This is a genomic window from Parabacteroides gordonii MS-1 = DSM 23371, assembly GCF_000969825.1.
Classification (GTDB): domain Bacteria; phylum Bacteroidota; class Bacteroidia; order Bacteroidales; family Tannerellaceae; genus Parabacteroides; species Parabacteroides gordonii.
The window spans coordinates 1,691,714-1,708,006 of the sequence record NZ_KQ033920.1 but is presented as its reverse complement, the minus strand read 5'-3'; the positions used below and the strand labels follow the sequence as shown (position 1 = coordinate 1,708,006).

Here is a 16,293-nt window from a genome sequence, read left to right as displayed (position 1 = left end):
TTTATTCGGCTATTGTTCCGGCGATCAGTTGATAGCCTTTTTCGTTCGGGTGTAATCCATCGAGAAACAAAGATTCGTCGATTTTACCATCTTTCTTTAACAGAAATACTCCGGCATCGCTGAATCGGCAGCCGGCGGCTTTTGCCATCGTGCTGATCTCGTGGTTTATATTCTTTACCCAATCCTCATGTTCCCGGCGGGGTAGGATACCCATGACTTTGATAGAGGCTTTCGGTTGGCGTTCGCGGATGGCGGACAGTAGGAACCGGAGGCCTTCCACTATTTCACGGTCGCTGCTTATTCCCATATTGTTTGTGCCTATCATCAGGACAACTTTCTCTGCTTCATATCCATCCAGTTCGCCATGATAAACGCGCCAGAGTACGTTTTCTATCCGGTCGAAACCATATCCCAGGTTTTGGAATCCGGCAGGCTCCATGATCTTTTTCCAACTTTTTGAACCGTTGCTTCGGGGGGCGGCCGGTTCTCCTCCCCAGAAATGAGTGATAGAATTACCCAATATGACTGCCTTAGGAGGATGATTGCCGATCCAGGCGAGGAGGTCGCGGTGGCGCGTCTGCCATTCGTAATTGTTCGGTTCGCGGCGTTGGGTCACCGGGCGGGTGGTCGGCTGGTTGCCTACCGGAATATGAAGGATTTCGCGCACTTTCTTTTCCACGGCTGTTGCCTGCGCTTCTGCCCCGAAGTCGGAAGGATGTACATAATCCACCCAGGCATCCGGCGAATAATTCAATTCGTCATGCGTCAGGTAATACAGGTCTTTGATCCCTTCAGACTGTAATTTCTCGAAACCTTTGCGTGAACCTTCGTTCAGGCGGGTATATAATTCATACTGGGCTTTGTTTGTAGGCGCATTACTGTAGCCTGCATGCTCGACAAGCAGGATAGGAGCGTTGCGGGTGGCTCTGATCTGCTTGACGGCTGCTACCACGAGGTCGGTCACTTCCTGTTCCGTGTTCTGCGTGAGGTTGGGAAGGCAATCCAGTATATACAGGCGGGCATCCTGTTCGATCACGTAGTTTAATACTTCTTTTTCCAGCTTGCCATTGCCCGAAAATCCCAGATTGATAAGCGGATACCCCAGCGAACGTTGCAGGATATTGCCCCATGCCATGCCCGGACGGGACGAACAAGCTCCCTGGGCGATGGAGGTTCCGTAAAGTATGACCGGTTTTTCGGGAGATTGCGGGATGAACGTCAGTTCGCTTTCTTCCGGTGTACCGATCTCCATCCATTCTACCGTATTATATAAAGGTAAGTAAAGACGGTATTCAAATCCGCGGTCATGGTATTTATCTTTGCCTAAACCTTTGTAACTATATTGGATCGTGTCGCCAAAAGAATAATTGCCGAAACAGAAACCCCATTGACCCTCACTGTCGATGCTGTAAAGGTCGAGTCCGGAAACGCCGGTAGCCTGCATATGAGGCATGCTGTGTGATCCGCTGACTTGGTAACGGACAGTTATCTCCGGGGAATTGCAGTAAAAATGGATAGCTAATCCGGCAGCATTACGGGACAGGTCCCAAACGGGAGGCCTTACCTGGTCTTTTGCCCTATCCGGTAAACGCACATATTTATAACCGATCTCTCCGGGCCATCCCTGGTTTTGTACTACAGGAAAACCTGCTTTCATCGGATCTTGCCATTTCCACTGCGCTTCGGCAGCGAAGAATGTCATACACAGAATTAATAAGGAAATGAGTCTCTTCATAGGTTGTTATCGTGTTTTTATAGTACTTTTGATACAATATTGACAAAGATAGTACAATTTCGGAAATGCTGTTTTTGTTTATTCCCGTATATTTGCTGCCACTAAACAAAAAGTTAAATACCATGAAAGTAAAAGCACTGTTAGCCTTCCTGCTGATAGGAAGTATGTCTTTGATGGCTCAAAAGAGCTATCAGTTACAGTCTCCGGACAGAAAATTACAAGTCGTAGTTGAGGTTGGGGATGAAGTCGGATTTTCATTGACCCATGATGGAACAGAAGTGTTGGCACCCTCTGTTATCTCGATGACTTTGCAGAACGGCGAAGTTCTGGGAGTAAATCCGAAAGTGTCGAAAGTGACGAAAGGTTCGGTTGATAAGGTTATTCCTTCTCCTTTATATAAGAAATCGGAAGTGGCGGATGTCTATAATGAAATGACTATCGCTTTCCGGGGCGATTACAGTATCGCCTTCCGTTTGTATAACGATGGTCTCGCTTACCGTTTTATGACCAGGAAGAAAGGGGACATCATTGTAACGGACGAGAATGCCACTTATAATTTCTCTTCTGACCACAAGACTTTTGCTCCTTACGTGAACAGCACGAAGCCGACCTTTGAAGAGCAGTTCTCCAACTCATTTGAGCAGCCGTACGTAAATGAACCGATCACTAAGCTGAACAGCCAGCGTTTAATGATCCTGCCTTTCCTGGTTGAACTCGAAAACGGAAAGAAGCTATGTATCACGGAAGCCGACCTGGAAGATTATCCGGGTATGTTCCTGAACAACTCCACCGATAAGCCATCTTTGAAATCCGTCCATGCCCCTTATCCTAAACGGAAAGAACAGGGCGGGCATAACCGTCTTCAGATGTTGGTGAAGGAACGCGAGAACTATATTGCCAAGACGAAAGGTACCCGTTCTTTCCCCTGGCGTGTATTTGTAGTGTCTGAAAACGACGGCCAGTTGGCTGATTGCGATATGGTGTATCGCCTGGCATCCCCCAGCCGTATTAGCGATGTCTCCTGGATCAAGCCGGGTAAGGTTGCCTGGGATTGGTGGAACGACTGGAATATTTATAATGTTGATTTTCGTGCCGGCATCAATAACGATACCTATAAATATTATATCGACTTCGCTTCCGAGCATGGTATCGAGTATGTGATCCTGGATGAAGGTTGGGCAGTCAACCTGGAAGCCGACTTGCTGAAGGTGATCCCGGAGATCGATCTGAAAGAAATCGTAACTTATGCCAAGTCTAAAAATGTGGAAATTATCCTTTGGGCAGGTTATTATGCTTTCGACCGTGATATGGAGAACGTGGTGAAACAATATGCCGATATGGGGGTAAAAGGTTTCAAAGTGGACTTTATGGATCGTGACGATCAGGAGATAATAGACTTCCTCTATCGTTCGGCCGAAACTTGTGCCCGATATAAAATGATGGTTGATTTCCACGGGATCTGTAAACCGACCGGTTTGCAGCGTACGTATCCGAACGTTATCAATTATGAAGGTGTGAATGGGCTGGAACAATTGAAATGGTCGCCTACTTCTTATGATATGGTCACTTACGACGTAACCTTCCCGTTTATCCGTATGGTTGCCGGCCCGGTAGATTATACCCAGGGAGCTATGCGGAATGCCACCCGCAACAATTACCGCCCTGTCAATTCCGAACCGATGAGCCAGGGAACCCGCTGCCGCCAATTGGCTACTTACGTGATCTTTGAATCACCGTTGAACATGCTTTGCGATAACCCTTCCAACTATATGCGTGAACAGGAATGTACCGAGTTTATCGCCAACATCCCGACTGTGTGGGAAGAAACGAAAGTGTTGGACGGTAAAGTCTCCGAATATGTGGCGATTGCCCGTAAACATGGCGGTAACTGGTATGTAGGCGCTTTGACCAACTGGGATCCGCGCGAAATGGAGTTGGATCTTTCTTTCCTGGGAGATGGCGATTATAAACTGGAATTATTTAAAGACGGTATCAACGCCGACCGTGCCGCCTGCGATTATAAGAAGGAAATCCTGCAGGTTCCTGCCAACCGCAAGCTGAAGATCAAAATGGCTCCGGGCGGAGGATATGCTGCGAAGATATATAAATAAGTAAGATACCGGTTGGCAAGATCATATCTTGTCACCGGCTATCTTTCTCTGCATATAATAAGCATTCGAACCATCCGCATAATAATTAGCGATTATGTGGGTTGGTTCGAATTTGTTTTTCAGATACAAACCGATGGCCGGTTCGTTAGTAACATTCACTTCCAGCGTTATTTTTCTCAGTTGCCGGAGCTCTGCAAACTCAACTGCTTTGTCTATCAGCATTTGCCCCAGTTTCTTCCCTCTTGAACCGGGATGGACGGCAACGGAGTAGATACGGAGATTGCGGGTGCGGGCATTCGAGATCAATGAGATATAGGCAATAACCTTCTCCTCATATATTACGACGTAAAATATCCCCTTTGCCCGGGTGATAAGATAAATGAACTGTTTCCTGGAAAAGCTGTCTGCACCGAAACAGGTCGTTTCTATTTCCAGTATCGCATCGAGGTCTGTAATGACCGCCTGTCTGACAATGATCTCCGTATCCATTCTGCTAGAAGTGTTTCATATCCAGTGTACGACCGAAGTGATTCAGTATTCTGTAATACAGGTCATCCCCCAGTACGGCATCTTCGATCCCATGATCGATACTTGGGTTATCATTGATCTCGATAACCATTGCCCGGTCGTTGACCAGTTTCATATCGACCCCATATAACCCTTTACCGATAAGCGAAGCCGCTTTGACAGCCGTATCGAGCACTTTACGGGGTACCTGGTAAATAGGAATCGTATCAACCAGTCCGCAACGACTTCTTCCTGAGTCATAATGACAATAGATCTGCCAGTGCCCTTTGGCCATATAATATTTGCAGGCATACAGCGGCTCACCGTTGAGGATACCGATACGCCAGTCATATTCGGTAGGGGTAAACTCCTGGGCAAGCAGGATGGACGATTTGTCGAACAGCAAATCGAGTGCAGCTTTCAACTCCGTTTCATTTGTCACTTTCTTCATACCGAAAGAGAAGGAACCGTCCGGTATTTTCAGGATGAACGGAGAGCCCAGCTGGTTGCTGATCTGTTCAAAAGTGTTTTCGTTTGACCGGAAAATCAGCATGGATAGCGGAGCCGGTATTTTTTCCTTCTCGAACAATTCATTCAGATAGACCTTGTTCGTGCATCGTATAATGGATAACGGGTCATCTATCACCACCATGCCGTTCTGCTTCGCCAGTTGCGAAAGACGGAACGTGTAATGGTTCAGCGAAGTCGTCGTACGGATAAACAACGCATCGAACTCCATCAGCCGGGTCGCATCCTCTTCTGTGATCAGCTCGGCATGTATATCCATCTTTTTGGCTACTTCAAGCAGCTTATTCAACGCCTGTTTGTTGCTGGGCGGGAATTTCTCTTCCGGGTCGTATAATACGGCCAGACTGTACCGGGCTGATTTTACGGTTTGAGGAGCGCGCCACACTTTCTTGTTGAAACGGTCGAGTGCTTCAGCAAAGAAGTTCTGTTCCTCGTCATCCAGTTGTTCCAACGATAAAAACTGGATCCCTTCGATCTGGTTCTTTGGACGGGTATTCAAGCTGATCCTTAACAAGGGAGCCGGATAGTTTTCGAAAATGAATCGGGCTATCTTTTCCAGTCCTTTTTCTTTACAGGTGCCGAAATAGATATTCAGATACCAGATCTCATCGGTAATATTATTCTTCTGTATCCACTGATAACAGAGTTTTTGTAAATTCCGATCCATCCGGACACCCGCACCGGCTTCCAGTTTGTTGATGATATCTACTCCGGGGATCACTTTGTGCCCCCTGGTTTGGGCCAGTAGTGAACAGTAATACCCTTCCGAGTTATAACTGTAGTCATTACTAAGGTTTATTACGAACTTACTCCCCTTTTCTTTCTGGAGAGATTTGTTCTTCAAATAATCGGAAACGGCCAGTATGCTACTGGTTTTATAATAAGGTTTCCAATCATTTAAGCTGTCTAACAGAATTAGCACATTATTCATAGATGAATATTAAATAAGTGCGCAAAAATAGCTAAATAAATCAATCTGCAATGCTAATAAATCCTTTTATAATTGGGGTGAGATAAAATTGTTTGTTAATGCTCCCGACGGTCGTTTAGGAGGATGAAAGATGGTTAAAATAAGGTGACAAGTTGATGACAGCGGTATGATGGAGGGGTGACATCTCTTTTGTCTTATGACAATACACCTGTTGTCACCTCAAAAAGTTTGATATTCTTTGCGTTGATTAATTTTTCCTTTTTATTTGCTGGTGAAGATACGGATAGTTTAAGGGCTATCTTATTACATAATCTTAAATATTATGAACATGGAAAAAAAGGAAAATTCTCAAGGTAGAGGTCTGAAATTGTATGAGACGTTTACGGTAGAACGTGAAGTTAATTTTAGTACGGGTGCGAACTGTTATTTATCACGTTTGGAAGGTGGTTTAATCCTCTTGGATGAAGATGTGATAAAACCGGAATCAGGCTTAATGGGAGCACCTGGAAAAAAAGTTTTTGTTTTTAAAGCGGTGTTCCCTGGAATGGCTGCTTATCAATTAGCTCATACACATGTTTCTGAATCGGATATTCTGTATGAACAAGTGCTGCCTGTTGAAATAAAGGAAGACAATGTCGACCGGTTGACGGCTGGGGGCTGGAGTGATCAGCATGACTTATCCCCGGAAGAAGTTGTAGTTTTTCGGAAAGCGATGGAAGGGCTGTGTGGAGTTATGTATGAACCTCTGTCGGTAGCGACTCAGATAGTGGAAGGTGTCAATTACCGTTATATCTGTAAGTCTACGACTGTAACGAACCCTCCGCGTGAGTCTCATGCTATGGTGTATATTCATCAGGCTTTACCTTGTTATGGTGGAGAGGTGATGATTACCAAGATTGTTCCGTTTTTGAATGATTAATAATAAAAATAGAGTTATTATGCAAGAGGTAAGTAAAATTGCATGTGTAAATGCAGCAGGTTTCGTACAGGAATTTCGTATAGTATGGCAGGGTGGAAAATCTGATTTATCAGAACGTTATCCGAATCCGCAGTCAAGAACTATTGATTTGACAAGGTACAATATCCCGGACGGAACAGAAGTTTGGGTAGAGGTTCATGCTATTTTAGGAAAAACTAAACAAGCTTCCAAGCATGTGAGATTTTCTCGTAATAGTTCCGCAGCGGCTACTTATCGTACGACAGGTACGACATTGTTTTTCAATATTGGTCTGGAAGGTTAAGTAAGATTAAAAGAACTCTGTGTTTTAATCGAAATAAAAAAAGAAGGTGTCTTTTTCGGACACCTTCTTTTGCTTTTCGAGGTTCCTGGCGGATTCGAACCGCCGTACATGGTTTTGCAGACCACTGACTAAGCCACTCATCCAAGGAACCGGATTTGTTTTGCTCGAACGATTATCATTTTTGTGAGGTTCCTGGCGGATTCGAACCGCCGTACACGGTTTTGCAGACCGCTGACTAAGCCACTCATCCAAGGAACCGTTTGTTTCAAATGATGTCTTATCGTTTTTGCGAGTGCAAAGAAAGGTATTATCTTTTGAATATGCAAATCTTTTTCATTCTTTTTGCAGGCGTTGATAGTTGCAGAACTAAGGAAAAAGAAGTTACTTTGTCTCCTGTTAGTATAAATATAAAGGGATGAATTATATAGAAACGGAAATACCCGGTGTCTGGATCATTGAACCAAAGGTGTTTAATGATGCACGGGGATATTTTATGGAAGCTTTTAAACAAGCTGAATTTGAACAAAACATTGGTAAGGTAAATTTTATTCAGGATAATGAATCCTGTTCTTCGAAAGGAGTGCTCAGAGGCTTACACTACCAGTTGGCTCCTTATTCGCAGTCGAAGTTGGTTCGGGTGATAACAGGGCGTGTGTTGGATGTGGCTGTCGATCTGCGTGCCGGATCTCCGACCTTCGGCAAATACGTATCTGTCGAGCTTTCTGCGGAAAACAAACGGCAGTTCTTTATCCCGCAAGGGTTTGCCCACGGGTTTCATGTGCTGAGTGAAGAAGCGATTTTTACCTATAAGGTAGATAATCCTTATATGCCGAGCCATGAAAGAGGTCTCCGGTTTGATGACCCGACGGTTGGTGTAGACTGGGGGATCACAGACATAAAGGCTGTGAATTTATCAGAGAAAGATACAAAAGCCCCTCTGTTGAGTGAGGCGGAATATAATTTTACATTTAAATAATACGGACGATGAAGACTTATCTGGTTACCGGAGCTGCCGGTTTTATTGGTGCTAACTTTATCAAATATATGCTGGCGGAACATCAGGATATAAAGATCGTGGTTCTCGACCTGTTGACTTATGCAGGTAATCTGGGTACGATTGCAGAAGATATCGATGGCAAACGTTGTGAATTCGTAAAAGGAGATATTTGTGATCGGGCGCTGGCCGATGAGCTTTTTGCAAAGTATAACTTCGATTATGTGGTTAACTTTGCTGCCGAAAGTCATGTAGACCGTAGTATCGAAGATCCGCAGTTATTCCTTGTTACAAATATATTAGGTACGCAAAACCTGCTCGATGCCGCCCGCAAGGCCTGGGTGACAGGCAAAGACGAAACCGGTTATCCCCAATGGCGGGAAGGTGTCCGTTTCCATCAGGTTTCGACCGACGAAGTATATGGCAGCCTGGGAGCCGAAGGTTATTTCCACGAAACAACTCCGTTGGATCCGAGAAGTCCGTACAGTGCGTCTAAAACCAGTGCCGACCTGTTTGTAAAGGCTTATTCCGATACCTATAAAATGCCGGTAAGCATCACCCGTTGTTCTAATAACTACGGCCCGTATCATTTCCCCGAAAAGCTGATCCCGCTTATTATCAAGAATATACTGGAAGGTAAATCACTGCCGGTGTATGGCGACGGGACAAATGTAAGGGACTGGCTGTATGTTGAAGATCATTGCAAGGCTATCGACGCCGTGATCCATCGCGGACGGGTAGGTGAGGTATATAATGTAGGCGGCCATAACGAAAAGCAGAATATTGAAATCGTTAAGCTGACTATCAGTACGATCCACCGGTTAATGACCGAGCAACCCGAATATCGTCAGATGCTGAAGAAGAAAGAGATCGGCTCAGACGGTGAGATCTCGATCGACTGGATCAATGACAGCCTAATCACATTCGTTAAAGACCGCCTCGGACACGATCAGCGTTATGCTATCGACCCGACAAAGATCTCAGAGGAATTAGGCTGGACACCTGAAACCAGTTTTGAGGTCGGTATCGTAAAAACAATCCGCTGGTATCTGGAAAACCAACAGTGGGTGGAAGATATCACCGGTGGCGATTACATGAAATATTACGACCAGATGTACGCTGGCCGTTGACTATAAAACACCGGTTTCTTCCATAGCCGGTGTTGATATTTGATTAGAAGATGAGAGGCTGCTCACCAGTTCGGGAGCAGTCTCTTTTATTTGTTTACGGATCGACTCGCGTATCTCCTTCCTTACGTTGGTACGGGTGCTGTCCAGTTCAGCTTCTTTGGCCGGCTTAAAGAGGTCTTTGTAACGGCATTTCACGATCTTATATTTGAAGTCGTCCAGATTGCCGGTTATGTCTATACCGAGCTTGAACGGGACAGGCGATTTCAATACCGACAGGTGGTAGTTGAATGTCATATCCAGGTTGTGCGTACCCCCGACGGCAACTTTGTAACGATCCATTTCGACGAGGAAAGGGAATACTTCTATCTTGTTATCCTTGATAGCCAGGTCGACGGAAATACTATCTATCACGTTACGTTTCTTATTCTTAAACATAAGCGTTTTTGAAATCTCGGTGAATGTTTCGCCATCCAGCAACACCATATTCTCTCCATGCAGGTAACAGGCCGAATGCAATGACGGCAGTTCGATCGACATGGTAGAGTCCATCTTACAGGTAGCCGTGATCTGGCAGTCTACGACCCCTTCGAACGAACGAAGCATCGGAACCAATGTGTCGATAGCGGGATAGAGGCTGATCAATTTTTCGACCATAACATCCTCCATATCGAGATCGAACCCGGCGGAGGCGCCGCTGTTATCTTTTGCCGTATAGAACATCGTCATGTTACCACGGCCGATATTCGAATTCATGGCCAGGTTGCTCAGGTTGATGCTTTGGTCGCGGATAATTATTTCACCTTCAACATTGCTAAGCTCCGCATCTTTGAAGTCTATCCTTTTGGCATCGGTATGAAGCGTCATATCCAGATAGGCCGGGATGACAAATACCTGGTCGGTCGTGTCGAGCGAGGCTACCGTTATGGAATCCTGCAAGGTGTGGGTATCCAGCGTAGCCAGGCTTTCTGCGCTCAGGCTTTCCTGATCTGCGGAACCGTGCTGTTCGGCATATTGCATTCCGGAGTTCATGGCTTTTATAAGCTGGTTGCAATCGATATAATCGGAGGTAAGGGAGAATTTCCCTTTCAGCTTGCCGCCCCGCAACATCGCTTGGCGTATCTTGTTGATCTCTCCGTTCAACACGAAATTACTCTTACCCAGATGCAGGCGGGCATCGGTGAGAGTGATGTCGTTGGTGTTGAACTTCATCGTAGTCTGATCTATTTTTATAGGAATAGGCATCATACGGCTGAATCCGCGCATTTGTTTGAATGACAGGCTGCCGCGTACTTCCCATTGCCGTAACAACTGGGTGGTGACGTCGGTTGAATCTGTTTGGGCCGGGTTGCCTGCTGTCCGGGGACGGCGTACACGTCTTGTCGTGTTAATGCGCGTGGTGTCTGTCCGGGCAAGCCAACGCTGGCGCATGGCATCGCGATAAGGCAAAGCCTGCAGGTTAAACGTATTTTCAGAGAGTATCATACCGGTGCGCATCGGGATACTGAAATAACGGAGGGTATCGACAGAGATCGTGGCTCCGACCGTTGGTATCCGCTTGTCGGAGTCCGAAGATTTGATTCCCCCCTTCAATACCGTCCGTCCGGCAACCAGCAATACAGAGTCCGGTAACCGGGTACGCAAGTAGTCGAACCTGATTTGTCCCGTCATCGGGATAACGGCGGTCGTGTCTATTACAGGAGAGGTCTTTGCCTGTATGGCCAACTTACTTATATTGGTACTGATGGCTTCCTGATATTTAACGTTCAGGCTATCGACCGACATCGACATGCTTAGCAGGTCTTTGTTTTCCAGGTAAGAACTGCTCGCCCCGGTAGAGTCGACAGAAAAATGAGCCTTGGTGATGAATACATCCATCCCCAGCGGTTGGCTGTAAGCTTTCAGCGTATCTATATTCAGCCGGCCGGAGGCATGTATCTTTCCGTACTGGCTGTTCAGCAGATCGTCCACATTGAACGATGCGGAAAGGTCGGCATCCATTACACCTTGTACAAGCAATGTATCCGGGTTGAGGAACTCTTTCGCCAGGCGGGTAAAGTCGATCTTTCCCTTTATATTGGCATCTACATTCGGCGAGGTGAGCAGGTTGGTGACTTTGCCCTGCATATCGAGAGAGGTTGTTAAGCCTTTCAGTGTCAGTTGTTCGAGAGAGACGAACGAGGAGTCGGGGTACAGCCCGTTCAGATGAAGATCCATATCCATTTGCAGGGTGTCGATACCCTGTTTGAGCCCTTTCATATGATAGGAACCATTCTCAATCTTGCAACACAGGTTGACGGACGGCGCGATACTGTCGCCCAGGAAACCATGTATATTCCCTTCCATAATAATAGAGCCTTTCGCCAGTGTCTTGTCCCGGTTTTGGAAATAAGCATCGGGGATGAAATGAAGCAGGTCGTTCATATCGGATATCTTAAGCCCGACTTCCATATCGATCCGGGTCTGTTTCAGCAGGGGCAGGCTGCTGATGGAACCGTCGGCGGTGAAAGGCAGGTTGTTTACCAGCAACTCGGCATTATTCAGGGTGACTGTGTTGAAGTTGTCCGAGAGCAGGAGCTGACTTTTCAGTTTCAGTGCCAGTTTATTCTCTAATGTATAGGTCGGGCTACTAAAGAGGATGGAAGTGGAGCCGGTTTCGATATCCAGTTTGTTTTCCCCATTTGTCAGCGAACCGTCCAGGTTGAGGAAGAAGCCGTTTATTTCGGCAAACAGGTCGCCTTGGCGGTCGTCGTAGGTGAAACGGCCGTTGGTGATGCGTACTTTCTGCAGGTCGATAGGCGGTAAAGGCTTCTTATCGGTTTCGGTAGAGTCGGGTTCACTCGAATAAATGTCCCAGTTGGCAGCTCCTTTCTTGTTGACATAGCCGTAAAAGCGGGGTTCTTCTATATTTATTTCGCCGATCGTGATCTTGCCCCCGAACAGATAGTCGGTCGGGCGGAGCGAAATGATTGCTTTCTTAAATGCCAGCAGCGAGTCGGACGGGATGGCCAGTTCCTCGACATGGGCGGTCGAGTCTTCGGCGGCATGCGAGATCAGGTGCCCGTTGATCAGTTTGATCCCCAGGTGCGGGTACGTTTCGAAATAGGTCAGCTCGATCCGCTCGCAGTCCAGATGGGCGTCGAGGAATTTGTTCGTTTGTTCGATAACGAGTGGAGTTAACCTCTCCGGTGGAAGAACTCCCCAGTTAAGTATACTGAATCCGATACCCGGAAGGATAAAGAACAGGGTAACGAGAATGATTGCGACGATTGTTAGTGCTTTTTTGCTTATCTTCATAATGCCTTCATGTTATGGTCATACAAAAGTATGTAAATAAACTCATATCTTTGTCCCTGATAAGTTTATTTAAAAATTATAAGGGATATGGATTTTCGCCTGAAGGTATTTTATAGCGTAGCGACTAACCTGAGCTTTACAAAAGCGTCGAAGGAATTGTTTATCAGTCAACCTGCCATAAGCAAACATATTCATGAACTGGAAGTGCAATATAAAACCCCGCTTTTCGACCGTACAGGCAACCGCATTGTGCTGACCCGTGCCGGGGAACTGTTATTGTCGCACACCAATACACTGCTGGCCGCCTACCGGCAACTGGATTTTGAAATGAACCTGCTTACGGATAACGTCTGTGGTGAGTTGCGTCTGGGAGCCAGTACCACGATCGCGCAATATGTGCTGCCGCCTATCCTGTCGTCCTTTGTCCGCAAGTTCCCGGATATCCGCGTGTCGCTGCTTAACGGGAACAGCCATGATATAGAAAAGGCTCTCCGCGACGGAAAGATCACGCTGGGGCTGGTGGAAGGATATGCCCGTCAGAGTTCGCTCCATTATACCCCTTTCATGAAAGATGAACTAGTGGTGATCACCCATACCGGAAGCAAACTGGCTCATTACGAGGAGCTGACGCTCGAACAGTTATGTACCCTTCCCCTCGTGCTTCGTGAGAATGGTTCGGGTACGTTGGCCGTATTGGAGTCGGCTTTAGGCGAACATCAGATCAAATTATCCCACTTGAAAGTATTAATGCAGCTGGGAAGCACGGAGAGTATCAAACTTTTCCTGGAGAATTCGGATGCGCTGGCAATCGTTTCGGTGCGTGCCGTAGCCCGCGAACTGATGTCGGGAGTATTTAAGGTGATCGATGTGACTGATTTCTCTGCCGAGCGGATGTTCTCTTTTGTGCAACTGATGGGGCAGAGTGGGGGATTGGAAGAGAGCTTTATGCGGTATACGGAGACCTATAAATAAAGAAGGGGCTGTTTCAACAGCCCCTTCTTTATTTATAGACTTCGGCTTTACAATACCGTTTTATATACTCTTTCTCCTGCCTTTACGAAATAGACACCTTTCGCTAATGCTATCCGTTCCCCGCTATCGGTAACAAGTAGCATTGTTTTCAAACGTCCGTCGGGCGTAAAGATATACACCTTTTCAGGCTTCGACGTTTGTATATGCAGATAACCGTTGGCTGCATAGATACGGATACCTTCCGTCTGTAACTCCTCATTCGCTACCGGATCGGGGTTCTTCACGATGCCGTCGATAGATATAGCGACATCATCACGCACGTATTTCACAATGTAGGCACCATCGGAAGTGCGCGGTATCAGCGTTTCACCGCGGTCGGTTGTTACAACGGGTTCCGATTGGTTATAATCGCTATCGAGGGTGAGATAAAAGCGGAAACTACTCCATGACTCCACCTGATACTCACCCGCCACCGGGTCGGTCGTGGCTCCTTCAACAGCCGGGATCGTTACGGTATAGTAGATTGGGTCGGGTTTCACTACCGGTTGATCGGGATTCTCCGTTTTTTTCAGTTCGATACTGCGGGTGTCGGTGGTCGAATGTCCGGCCACATCGGTAACGGTTACCGCTATACTATGCGTGCCGTAGTCCAGCGGGGTGAGGGAAAGTGTATAGCTCTTGTCACCTTGTGTAAAGTCGCTGACGGTTGTTTCGCCTGCGCTGTTCAGATTGTAGGTGATAGAAGCGATGCCGCTATATGCATCACCCACTTTGAGGGTAAAACTCTTGCCGTCTGCACCTTTTACGGGTTCACCGATGGTAGGGGCGGACTTATCGAGATTGATATCGACAGACTTCTCGGTAAGGGGATTGGTGCGTCCGTCACGTTTCAATTGGTAGCGGACGGTGTGCTTGCCTTCCCGGTCGAAGGTGAGGGAGGTTGCTGTCCAGTCGTCTGTACTGCGTAACTCCGTTACTCTGGTCTGTTTGATCTTGAAGTCGGTAGGGGCTTTGATAATGACATTTCCGGTGTACCAGTCGCTGACCTTCGGATTTCCGTCTGCGGCTTCCGGAGTAGCTTCTTTATCTGCTATATTCTCGGCAATCAGAGTGAATGATTTGGTTTCATCAACCGTTAGTGTATAATTGGATGCTTTGAAGTTACCGGCATTGTTGTCGGCAAGTGCCAGATTGCCACTTTTAATTTTCTTGTCGCTGTTGTCCCATTTCAGATGATCGGTAAACGCGGGAGTTTCTCCGCTGACCTGACCGCTATAAGTATAGGTTGGAAAATAAGTGGTGGACTCATCCTGATAAAGAACCTGTCCGTCTTCCGGGGTGACAGTGAGGGTTCCTGCGGTGATTGTAAATTGCTTTTCAACGGAACTGCCACCGAAGTATTTATTCTTTTGGGGAGCAATTATTACCGTTGCAGTCCCTACATTTACGTTATTGGAATAAGTAAGTATATAATCAGTATTCAGTGTTAACGTATTACCACTATTTTGGTCGGTTACTGTAGGTGTCGGTTCGATAGCTAATCCGATATAAGTATAGCTCGTCGGTAGAATATCGTTTATTTTTACAGTGGGATAGGGGGATAACACTCCATCAACACCGTTGGGAACTGTCCCTGTGTTATGGATTGTACCATTGTTAGTTAGTGTTCCACTTCCCTCTGTTTTTATTGTCCCGTTATTAACCAGCGTTTTGTCATTCTCAATAATTAAAGAAGCTCCATCCTGTATTGTAAGTGTAGTCCCTTCTTCGTTGATATAGCCATCAGGAAGAATAGTATTACCGTATACAGATCCATTCTTTAACGCTGTCTCATTATCGCCAATAAACAAAATACCGCCATTTTTCTCTGTATCTGTCGTATTAATCTTCCCTGTCTTGATGACGGGATTTCCGGAGATAGTGATTTTACCATCTGTGTTATTGTCACCTCCACCGATACCATTTCCCAAGGCCGTGATCACTCCACCGGTGATCAGGATGGTTCCGGCCCCGGCAGTCCCCGCTCCATTATATCCACCATATCCTCCTATACAGGCTGACTTAGATCCTCCTATAGCTGTAATATTTCCTCCGGTTATTGTTATGGAACCATTGTTTGTGTTAGTTGACCTGTTATAGCTCCCACCAATACCAGGTCCATCGTCGGTATTTTTAGCCGTAATCGTTCCGCTTTCAATAGTAATATTGCCGCAGCTTGTATCGTAATTTCCTCCGATTCCGGCACCGCTCGAACATCCTATTGCCGTTAATTCCCCCTCTCCCCGGATGAATAATGTAGCTCCTTCGGGAACACTGAGACCGCTTTTGTCCGGATTTTCTGCGGTTAATTCGTTTTTGCCTTTCAGCGTTAAGTTTAGTGTGGCATCGGGAGAAACAGAGAACGGGCCATCCTGTTTGCCATTCTTGATCGATAGCCCATCGATTGTTACATTTGCTATTACACCTCCTGCTATTGTTATATTATCGGACGAAGTTCCCGAAATAGTTATCGGTTTGCTACTTTTAATCGTTAATACATTTACGTGATAAAAGTCATCTGTTGTTAATGTATATTCATAATCATCCGGACTGCTCCCTTCGGTGACTATTGTCAGGCCTGAATCTCCGATATTTGTCTTTAGTTTTGCTTGTCCATAGCCTTTCCCTGTGTATAAAAGCATCAGCAGACAAAATAAAGTTATCGATCGCATCTGTTGTTTCATACCTATAAATTCTTTTTGCATATATGATTGAAAATTGATTACTAAAATTTACGTCACCCATCTCCGAGGGGAGACGACAAGCGTCTGCGACCGGAGACGGGTGGCATCTCCCCTCGGAGACGGCTAC

The 16,293-nt window shown here is 46.3% G+C and carries 11 protein-coding genes and 2 tRNA genes; 6 read left to right on the top strand and 7 right to left on the bottom strand.

Features of this window, described 5'->3' with window-relative positions; all coding sequences use genetic code 11:
* Nucleotide 1: 1 nt before the first annotated feature.
* The gene (locus HMPREF1536_RS23930; protein WP_028728415.1) at nucleotides 2–1,735 is read right to left on the bottom strand and encodes an SGNH/GDSL hydrolase family protein; all 1,734 of its coding nucleotides are present in this window, start codon (nucleotides 1,733–1,735) and stop codon (nucleotides 2–4) included.
* Nucleotides 1,736–1,857: 122 nt separating this feature from the next.
* Here HMPREF1536_RS23930 and HMPREF1536_RS23925 point away from each other — a divergent pair, with 122 nt between their 5' ends.
* A complete protein-coding gene (locus tag HMPREF1536_RS23925) occupies nucleotides 1,858–3,846 on the top strand; it encodes a retaining alpha-galactosidase (RefSeq protein ID WP_028728416.1) in 1,989 nt (662 codons plus the stop codon).
* Between the two features lie 21 nt (nucleotides 3,847–3,867).
* On the opposite strand, the gene HMPREF1536_RS23920 is transcribed toward HMPREF1536_RS23925, so the two are convergent.
* On the bottom strand, nucleotides 3,868–4,335 hold the full coding sequence (locus tag HMPREF1536_RS23920; protein ID WP_028728417.1) for a GNAT family N-acetyltransferase: 468 nt from the start codon (nucleotides 4,333–4,335) through the stop codon (nucleotides 3,868–3,870).
* A 4-nt stretch (nucleotides 4,336–4,339) separates the two neighbouring features.
* Nucleotides 4,340–5,812: a RimK family protein gene (locus HMPREF1536_RS23915; protein WP_028728418.1), complete on the bottom strand. Its 1,473-nt coding sequence runs from the start codon at nucleotides 5,810–5,812 to the stop codon at nucleotides 4,340–4,342.
* Nucleotides 5,813–6,140: 328 nt separating this feature from the next.
* Here HMPREF1536_RS23915 and HMPREF1536_RS26800 point away from each other — a divergent pair, with 328 nt between their 5' ends.
* Both HMPREF1536_RS26800 and HMPREF1536_RS23905 read left to right on the top strand, forming a co-directional pair.
* Nucleotides 6,141–6,731, top strand: coding sequence for a protease inhibitor I42 family protein (locus HMPREF1536_RS26800; RefSeq protein WP_150115647.1), 591 nt, complete (start codon nucleotides 6,141–6,143; stop codon nucleotides 6,729–6,731).
* A 19-nt stretch (nucleotides 6,732–6,750) separates the two neighbouring features.
* Nucleotides 6,751–7,053 carry a hypothetical protein gene (locus HMPREF1536_RS23905; protein ID WP_028728420.1) on the top strand — a complete coding sequence of 101 codons (303 nt, stop codon included), beginning with the start codon at nucleotides 6,751–6,753 and terminating at the stop codon, nucleotides 7,051–7,053.
* A 79-nt stretch (nucleotides 7,054–7,132) separates the two neighbouring features.
* On the opposite strand, the gene HMPREF1536_RS23900 is transcribed toward HMPREF1536_RS23905, so the two are convergent.
* Together HMPREF1536_RS23900 and HMPREF1536_RS23895 are read right to left on the bottom strand one after the other, a co-directional pair.
* Nucleotides 7,133–7,204: transfer RNA gene (locus HMPREF1536_RS23900), tRNA-Cys, on the bottom strand.
* A 35-nt stretch (nucleotides 7,205–7,239) separates the two neighbouring features.
* A tRNA-Cys gene (locus tag HMPREF1536_RS23895) sits at nucleotides 7,240–7,311 on the bottom strand.
* Between the two features lie 157 nt (nucleotides 7,312–7,468).
* Here HMPREF1536_RS23895 and rfbC point away from each other — a divergent pair.
* Nucleotides 7,469–8,029 carry a dTDP-4-dehydrorhamnose 3,5-epimerase gene (rfbC, locus tag HMPREF1536_RS23890; protein WP_028728421.1) on the top strand — a complete coding sequence of 187 codons (561 nt, stop codon included), beginning with the start codon at nucleotides 7,469–7,471 and terminating at the stop codon, nucleotides 8,027–8,029.
* 8 nt (nucleotides 8,030–8,037) lie between these two features.
* The gene (rfbB, locus tag HMPREF1536_RS23885) at nucleotides 8,038–9,177 is read left to right on the top strand and encodes a dTDP-glucose 4,6-dehydratase (protein ID WP_028728422.1); all 1,140 of its coding nucleotides are present in this window, start codon (nucleotides 8,038–8,040) and stop codon (nucleotides 9,175–9,177) included.
* Here rfbB and HMPREF1536_RS23880 read toward each other — a convergent pair whose 3' ends face one another.
* Nucleotides 9,178–12,471 carry an AsmA-like C-terminal region-containing protein gene (locus HMPREF1536_RS23880; RefSeq protein ID WP_028728423.1) on the bottom strand — a complete coding sequence of 1,098 codons (3,294 nt, stop codon included), beginning with the start codon at nucleotides 12,469–12,471 and terminating at the stop codon, nucleotides 9,178–9,180.
* An 87-nt stretch (nucleotides 12,472–12,558) separates the two neighbouring features.
* Here HMPREF1536_RS23880 and HMPREF1536_RS23875 point away from each other — a divergent pair, with 87 nt between their 5' ends.
* On the top strand, nucleotides 12,559–13,443 hold the full coding sequence (locus HMPREF1536_RS23875; protein WP_028728424.1) for a LysR family transcriptional regulator: 885 nt from the start codon (nucleotides 12,559–12,561) through the stop codon (nucleotides 13,441–13,443).
* Nucleotides 13,444–13,490: 47 nt separating this feature from the next.
* On the opposite strand, the gene HMPREF1536_RS28000 is transcribed toward HMPREF1536_RS23875, so the two are convergent.
* On the bottom strand, nucleotides 13,491–16,166 hold the full coding sequence (locus tag HMPREF1536_RS28000; protein ID WP_181988954.1) for an autotransporter outer membrane beta-barrel domain-containing protein: 2,676 nt from the start codon (nucleotides 16,164–16,166) through the stop codon (nucleotides 13,491–13,493).
* Nucleotides 16,167–16,293: the final 127 nt, after the last annotated feature.